2 pseudogenes are annotated in these 997 nt (G+C 74.0%); one reads left to right on the top strand and one right to left on the bottom strand.

Annotated features, from left to right (window positions below):
• A pseudogene (locus G3I53_RS21700) lies at positions 1–700 on the top strand (Tellurium resistance); the annotation flags it as partial.
• Between the two features lie 19 nt (positions 701–719).
• On the opposite strand, the pseudogene G3I53_RS21695 reads toward G3I53_RS21700, so the two are convergent.
• A pseudogene (locus tag G3I53_RS21695) lies at positions 720–997 on the bottom strand (glycosyl transferase family 2); the annotation flags it as partial.

Below are 997 nucleotides of genomic sequence, written 5' to 3'. Positions count from 1 at the left end.
CGCCCCTCCCGCGCCGCCCGCCGCCCCTCCCGCGCCGCCCGCCCCCGCCGCGGCGCCGGTGCGGCTGACCAAGGTGACGCTCACCAAGGCGGCCCCGTCGGTCTCCCTCACCAAGCAGGGCGGCACCTCGGGCGCCCTGCACGTGAACCTCAACTGGGAGGTGCGCAAGCAGTTCTCGGGCTGGGCGGCCAAGCTGGGCCGCGCGGTCGCCCAGCACTCCGACCTCGACCTCGACCTGTGCGCCCTGTACGAACTCGCCGACGGCCGCAAGGGTGTGGTCCAGGCCCTCGGCAACGCCTTCGGTTCCCTTCACCAGCCCCCGTACATCCACCTCGACGGCGACGACCGCACCGGTGCCGTCACCAGCGGCGAGAACCTCACCGTCAACCTCGACCACAAGCAGTCCTTCCGGCGCATCCTCGTCTTCGTCACCATCTACGAGGGCGCCCGCTCCTTCGCCGACCTCAACGCCACGGTCACCCTGCGGCCGCAGAACGGCGCCCCGATCGACTTCTCGCTCGACGAGTGCACCGTCCCCTCCACGGTGTGCGCCCTCGCCCTGATCACCAGCACCGGCGACGGCGACCTCGTCGTCCAGCGCGAGGCCCGCTACCTGGTCCCGGAACGCGGGGTGAGCCCCCAGCGCACCGTCGACCACGCCTACGGGTGGGGCATGAACTGGACCCCCGGCCGGAAGTGACCCCCGGGCCCGTCCGGACTCAGCCCTCCTCGGTGACGGCGTCCGGACGGGCATAGGTGCGGCCCTTCCACGCGGCGCCCCGTCCCCGGCGGTGCTGCACGGCCGAGTCGACCGTCATGAGGAGGTACAGCGACGCGGTGAACGGCAGCAGCGGGGCCGGCCACCACGGCTGCCGGTAGTAGCGCAGCATGGGCAGGTACGTCCCCGCCATCACCAGCCAGGCCGCGGCACCCAGCGCCGCGGCCGGCCCGTCGCCCGCCGCGGCGCCCGCGGCCACCGCGAGCGGCGGCACCAGAT

The sequence above is a fragment of the Streptomyces sp. SID14436 genome (genome assembly GCF_010548465.1).
Taxonomy (GTDB): domain Bacteria; phylum Actinomycetota; class Actinomycetes; order Streptomycetales; family Streptomycetaceae; genus Streptomyces.
Note: the sequence above shows the minus strand (reverse complement) of the source record. Positions and strands in the feature narration are given on the sequence as shown.